This window comes from Acidovorax cavernicola (assembly GCF_003581445.1).
Genome location: NZ_QXMN01000083.1, coordinates 1 through 6394 on the forward strand (window position 1 = coordinate 1; position 6394 = coordinate 6394).

Below are 6394 nucleotides of genomic sequence, written 5' to 3' on the forward strand. Positions count from 1 at the left end.
GTGGTCGTCGGCGCGTGCTGCCTTTGTTTCCATGCCGCCCCAGGGCTTCTTTGCCTTCCTGTGGGCCTGCACGCACGGCGTGCGCGGCAAGATCGCCGCGATGGCGGTGCTCACCGCGGTGATGTCGATCTTCGAGGCCGCGCTGTTCGCGATCCTCGGGCGCATCGTCGACTGGCTGGGCCCGCAAGCCCCGTCCAGGCTGTGGGCCGAGCGCGGCGACACGCTGTTGTGGCTGGCTGCGTTCCTGGTCATCAGCATCGTCGTGGTGGCGCTGCAGACCATCGTGAAGCACCAGACGCTCGCGGTGAACCTGCCGATGCGCCTGCGCTGGAACTTCCACCGCCTGATGCTGGGCCAGAGCATGGCCTTCTACCAGGACGAGTTCGCGGGCCGCATCACGGCCAAGGTGATGCAGACCGCGCTGGCCGTGCGCGAAACCGTGTTCGTGCTGGCCGACGTGCTGGTGGCCATGGGTGTGTATGTGGCCACCATGATCATCCTGGTGGGCGTGCTCGACGCGCAGCTGGTGTGGCCCTTCGTGATCTGGCTGGTGCTGTACATCGTGTCGCTGGTGTACTTCGTGCCGCGCCTGGGCAAGGTCGGCAAGGCACAGGCCGACGCGCGTGCGCTCATGACCGGCCGCGTGACCGACGCCTACACCAACATCGCGACCGTCAAGCTGTTCTCGCACACGCAGCGCGAGGCCGGCTTTGCACGCGACGCGATGCGCGAGTTCATGAAGACGGGCTACGGCCAGATGCGGCTCGTGAGCGCCTTCGAGATCGTCAACCACACGCTGAGCATGGGCCTCACGGCGGGCATGGCGGGCATGGCGCTGTGGCTGTGGTCGCACGGCACGGTGGGCGTGGGCGCGGTGGCCGCCGCCACGGCGATGGCGCTGCGGCTGCAGGGCATGTCGCACTGGATCATGTGGGAGATGACCAGCCTGTTCGAGAACATCGGCACGGTGCAGGACGGTATGAAGACGCTGTCGCGCCCGCGCACGGTGCTCGACGCGGCCGACGCCACGGTGCTCGACGTGCCGCGCGGCGAGGTGCGCTTCGAGCATGCGAGCTTCAAGTACGGCGACGCCGGCCGGCGCGTGATCGACGACCTCAACCTCACGGTGAAGCCCGGCGAGAAGATCGGCCTCGTGGGCCGCTCGGGCGCCGGCAAGTCGACGCTGGTGAACCTGCTGCTGCGCTTCCATGACCTGGAAAGCGGCCGCATCCTCATCGACGGGCAGGACATCTCGCACGTCACGCAGGATTCGCTGCGCAGCCACATCGGCATGGTCACGCAGGACACCTCGCTGATGCACCGCTCGGTGGCCGACAACATCGCCTACGGCCGGCCCGACGCGACGCGCGAGCAGATCGAGGCGGCATCGCGGCGTGCCGAAGCACACGACTTCATCCAGACGCTGGGCGATGCGGGTGGCCGGCGCGGCTACGAAGCCCACGTGGGCGAGCGCGGCGTGAAGCTGTCGGGCGGCCAGCGCCAGCGCGTGGCCATTGCGCGCGTGATGCTGAAGGACGCGCCGATCCTGCTGCTCGACGAAGCCACCAGCGCGCTCGACTCCGAGGTCGAAGCCGCCATCCAGCAAAGCCTGTACACGCTGATGGAAGGCAAGACCGTGATCGCCATCGCGCACCGGCTCTCGACCATCGCCGCGATGGACCGGCTGATCGTGCTCGACGAAGGCCGCGTGGTCGAAGAAGGCGACCACCGCACGCTGATGGCACAAGGCGGCCTGTATGCGCGGCTGTGGGCGCACCAGAGCGGCGGCTTCCTGGGCGACAACCTCGACGAAGACGAGGCGCTCAGGGCCTAGGGCCTGTTCACCCTATTTCTGGCGTCGCGAAGGCCTGCCAGGGCGGGCCAATCAAGGCGCGTGACGCCGCGTGTGCATGCGCACACGCAAGGAACGCAACGCCGAGTGGCCCGCCCCTTTGCCGGCCAACGCGACGCCAGAAATAGGGTGAACAGGCCCTAAAAGCCGACCCGGTAGAGATGAAGCGTCTGCCGGGCCCTAAAACCTAGACGTTCGTAGAGCCCGATGGCCGTCGCGTTGTCGTCGCGCACATGCAGGAAAGGCGTGTCGCCACGCGCGCGGATCTCGCGGCGAAGGATGTTCATGAGGCGACCCGCGATTCCCTTGCCGCGGTTCGCGTCGTTCACGCAGACCGCGCTGATCTCGGTGTAGCCCTCGCAGCGCATCCGCTCGCCGGCCATCGCGATGAGGCGTCCGCCGTCGCGGATACCGATGTAGCGGCCCATCTCATGCGTCCGCGTGCCGAAGGGACCGGGTTTGGTCTCGAGGGCCAGTTCCAGCATCGCGGGAGCATCGGGGGCGCGCAGCCGGACCACATCGTCTTGCACGGCACTCTGCGGCTCGCCGGTGTCCACCATCTGGCACACGGAAAACAGGCGCTCCGCATGCACGCCTTCCACCGACGGCAGCAGTTCGGGGGTCGTGAGCAGCACGTGATCGCCGGGCGGAACGAGCAGGCCGAGCTGTCGGAATGCCTCGGGCGTCGTGTTCGCCATGCCGGCGAACGCGGCGACATCCGGGTGGTAGCGGGCGGCGAGTTCTGCGCCCTGCCCCAGGTGCGCCTGCTTCGTGGTGAGGGCGAACCAAGGGAGGTTGTCGAGAAGGCCTGCGTCGGGAAGCTTTGTCATGCACCCAGTCTATGTGGCGGGTTCGCACCGGGCCACAGTCGCAAACGACATCTTTGGTGCCATTCTTGCCACGAAGCGCCGACGAGATGGCGCTTGCGCATCAGGCGGGCGACGCGCCCGCTTCGTACAGCTGCACGTATTCGCCCGACGGCGGGATCGGCTTGATGATGTCGATCAGCACGCCGTTCGGGTCGCTCGTGATGAAGTGGCGCTGGCCGAAGGCCTCGTCGCACAGCGACAGCAGGATGGGCAGGCCGGCCGCCTTCAGGCGCTCATGGACCGCGTCGGGGTCCTCCACTTCGAAGTTCAGCAGCAGCCCGCCCGCCACCTGCCCGCGCCCGGCGGCGGGAATGGTCTGGTGGGTGCCATCGAGCACGGCGAGGTTCACCGAGGGATCGTCCGCCAGCTGCAGGTGCACGTACCAGTCGGTCGTGAACAGCGACACAAACCCGAAATGCGCCTGGTAGAAGGCCGCGGTGCCGGCCACGTCGTTGGTCATGATCACCGGGTAATAGCTCGTCACTTTCATGGGGTGCTCCTTCGTGGATTAAACATACAAACTGCATGTAAGTTAAATATTAATCCACAAACAGACTGCATGTAAATTAGGGTCATGGCCAAAAACCCGGCACGCACCAACCGCGAACGCACCGAAACCACCCGCCTCGCCCTGACTGAAGCGGCCCGCACGCTCTTCGTCGGCAAGGGCTACGGCGACACCTCGACGCCCGAGATCGCCATGACCGCCGGCATCACGCGCGGCGCGCTGTACCACCACTTCAACGACAAGCGCGACCTGTTCCGGCAGGTGCTGCTGCGCGAGGCTCAAGCGGTCGCTGCCGACATCGATGCGGCCACGCCCGACGACCTCGATCCACGCGAAGCCCTGCTCGTGGGCAGCGAGGCCTACCTGAAAGCGATGACGGTGCCGGGCCGCACCCGGCTGCTGCTGATCGACGGACCCGCCGTGCTGGGCCTGACGGAAATGATGTCGATGGACGACGCCACCTCGGCGAGCTCGTTGCGCCAGGGGCTGGCGCGCGCCGGCATGGGCCGCGGCGAGGTGTCGCTCGACGCCCTCGCCCGCCTGCTGTCGGCCGCCTTCGACCGCGCGGCGCTGGAGATCGATGCCGGCGCCGATGCCGCCAAGGTGCGGGCCGCCATGCTGTGGCTGCTGGAGCAGGCGCTCCCGCCGAAGAAGAGCTAGGAAAGGTTAGACCGCGCCGCGCCCGCCCATGCGCACGGGCCACTTCGCGACGGTGCCGCGCTGCATCGATTCGAGCGTGGTCTGCGTGAACACGTTGATGCTCACGTGCCGCGCGAGGTAGTGCTCCAGTACCAGCCCCAGCAGGTAAGGACTGGTGCCCGAGAACCCCTCCTCGTCGACGCTCAGCGTGCATTGCACGCCGCGCCCGTAGATCAGCGGCCCCGCGCCCGGCAGGCGTCGCGTCACGGGCTCGATGCGCGAGCCGACGAGGCTGTCGATCTGCCGGCGCAGCACGTCGTTGTCGGCCGTGACAAACAGCCGCAGCATGTCGCGCAGCGCCTGCGCGCCCTCGCGGTGCGGCATGTCGGCCAGCGGCAGGTGGTTGAAGCCCAGCTGCCGGATCAGCCGCCACGCGATCTCGCGCTGCGCGAACGGCGACTTGGGCGTGCTCGGCGGGCGGATCAGGCCCACCGCCGACACCGGGATCGAATCGGCCACCGCGAGGTCGGCCTGCCCGTTGCGCGGCACGAGGCACGGCAGGTCGCGGTTGGTGAGCATGGCCTTCACCGACAGGTAGCGCAGGCTCTCGGGGTACGGCGCCTCCTGCTGGTCGACCAGCGACAGGAACACCTCGGTGCCGATGTACGGCGTGCGCGTGCCGTACTTGCGCGCCGTGTCGGACACCAAGCGCGGCTCGCGCCGCACCGAGAAGTAGCGACCGTGGTTGCCCTCGTCTTCGTTGAGCGTCTGGTAGAGCGGGCGAAAGTCGATCTCGGCCGTGGTGCGCGCCTGCTGGCCGGCGATGCGCTGCACCGAATACACCTCGAAGTCCATCGGCCGCGAACGGTCGGGCACGAGGTGAAACTCGGTCTGCGCCGTGTCGAGTTCGATGCGGTCGGTGCGCCGCTCGAACAGGTTGACCACCGGCGTGCTGAACAGCGCGAACTGCGCCGCATCGACCAGTGCACTCAACGCGCCGGGCGGCTTGCTCAGCAGCACGACGATCTCGACCTCCTTGCCGGGAATGCGGGCCAGCCCCGGCGCAAGTTGCGTGAGCGTGAAGAAGTAGAAGCGCTCGGGGCACGCGAAGTATTCGTGCAGCAGGTTGTGGCCATGGAAGGTGTTCCACGCCAGCGGCAGCAGACCTTCGCCCGGCGCCAGCCCCTCATGCACCAGCGCGCCCTCGGTCACCACATGCGGCCGCTCCATCAACTGGCCCGGCTCGCCGACGAAGGTCGCGACCGCCGAGGTGTGAAGCAACTCGAACAGGTGCGACGCCACCTGCTCGTTCCCGCGCAGGTAGATCGGCAACCGATCGAGCCCGGACAGCGTCGAAAAACCCATCTCGCCCACGATGCGCAGCCGCAGGCGCAGCGCGCCCGTCACCTGCACATGCGGCGGCACGTAGCGCTCCAGCGCCGGAATGTCGGGCGGTGCGCCGGTGAGCCGGGCTTCGGCGATCTCCAAGGGCCACAGCGTCACGTCCTGGCTGGAGCGGAACTCGCACGGTGTCTGCTCGCTCGCCGGCACGCGCGCATGGAAGGCCGTGCCGCGCGGCACCACGAAGCCGCGGGTGAAGTCGCCCTCCTTCACGCTGGGATGCAGCTGCGCCACGGCCATCGACGGCGTGGGGCTCAGGTAGTTGGGATACAGCACCTCGAGCAGGCGCTGCGTGAAGCGCGGGAATTCGGCGTCGAGCTTGATCTGCATGCGCGCCGACATGAAGCTGAACGATTCGATGAGCCGCTCCACGTACGGATCGGCCACCTCGATGCCGTGCATGCCCAGGCGCCGGGCGATCTTGGGGTGCGAGGCGGCGAACTCGCTCGCTGCCTCGCGCATGTAGACCAGTTCCCGGTTGTAGTACTCGAGGAGTTGCGGATCCATGACGGTGAGCCTTCCCTGGCGTGGTGTGAAGTGAAAAGAGAAAGAGATGAGAGACGGGCGACAACACCCTCAATCCGCCGCGCCGACGATGCGCATGCGGTTGGTCTCCAGGTCGACCGCGCTCTGCACGGTGAACGCGAGCGGATACGGCTTCAGGTAGATGAGCGCGCGGATCTCGAACAGCAGCACGTTGTAGGCCTCGGCTGCGCCGTCTTCCTTCATGAGCGGCACCACCTGCACGCTGTCGGGAATCAGGCGCGGCTCGTAGTCGCGGATGGCGCGACGGATGATGCGTTCGATGTCCGCCCACTTGCGCTCCGACAGATAGCCGCCGGCCAGCGGCGGCACGCCGTAGTTCACGGTGGAAGACGCCGCATCGGCGTAGCGCGCGCGGTCGATCAGGTCTTCGGCGTTGGTGGTGTTGAACAGCAGGGCCAGGTCGCGCTGGATGATCTCGCGCATCCGGGCCGGCGTGGCGGTGTACTCCGAGGGCAGCTCGGCGGTGCGGCTGGGGGCTTCGTCGCGCAGGCGGTCGAACAACGTGGGCAGCAGCTGCGCATGGACGCGCGGCGGGGCCGGCGCATCGGCGGTGCGGGGCGCGCGGGCGCCGGGGTGCAG

The 6394-nt window shown here is 67.9% G+C and carries 6 protein-coding genes; 2 read left to right on the top strand and 4 right to left on the bottom strand.

The window, feature by feature from the left end; genetic code table 11:
• Nucleotides 1–31: 31 nt before the first annotated feature.
• A complete protein-coding gene (locus D3H34_RS30545; protein WP_286186473.1) occupies nt 32–1834 on the top strand; it encodes an ABC transporter ATP-binding protein in 1803 nt (600 codons plus the stop codon).
• Between the two features lie 158 nt (nt 1835–1992).
• On the opposite strand, the gene D3H34_RS30550 is transcribed toward D3H34_RS30545, so the two are convergent.
• Both D3H34_RS30550 and D3H34_RS30555 read right to left on the bottom strand, forming a co-directional pair.
• On the bottom strand, nt 1993–2682 hold the full coding sequence (locus D3H34_RS30550; RefSeq protein WP_119558598.1) for a GNAT family N-acetyltransferase: 690 nt from the start codon (nt 2680–2682) through the stop codon (nt 1993–1995).
• A gap of 100 nt (nt 2683–2782) precedes the next feature.
• Entirely contained in the window at nt 2783–3211 is a 429-nt protein-coding gene (locus D3H34_RS30555; RefSeq protein WP_119558599.1) for a VOC family protein, read from the bottom strand.
• A gap of 84 nt (nt 3212–3295) precedes the next feature.
• On the opposite strand from D3H34_RS30555, the gene D3H34_RS30560 reads away from it, so the two are divergent.
• Nucleotides 3296–3889, top strand: a complete 594-nt coding sequence (locus D3H34_RS30560; RefSeq protein ID WP_119558600.1) for a TetR/AcrR family transcriptional regulator — start codon at nt 3296–3298, stop codon at nt 3887–3889.
• Nucleotides 3890–3895: 6 nt separating this feature from the next.
• Here the strand turns inward: D3H34_RS30560 and tssF are convergent, their stop codons facing one another.
• Both tssF and tssE read right to left on the bottom strand, forming a co-directional pair.
• Nucleotides 3896–5776, bottom strand: a complete 1881-nt coding sequence (gene tssF, locus D3H34_RS30565; protein WP_119558601.1) for a type VI secretion system baseplate subunit TssF — start codon at nt 5774–5776, stop codon at nt 3896–3898.
• Between the two features lie 69 nt (nt 5777–5845).
• Nucleotides 5846–6394 (bottom strand): type VI secretion system baseplate subunit TssE, encoded by a 549-nt coding sequence (gene tssE / locus D3H34_RS30570; protein ID WP_119558602.1) that lies wholly within the window; start codon nt 6392–6394, stop codon nt 5846–5848.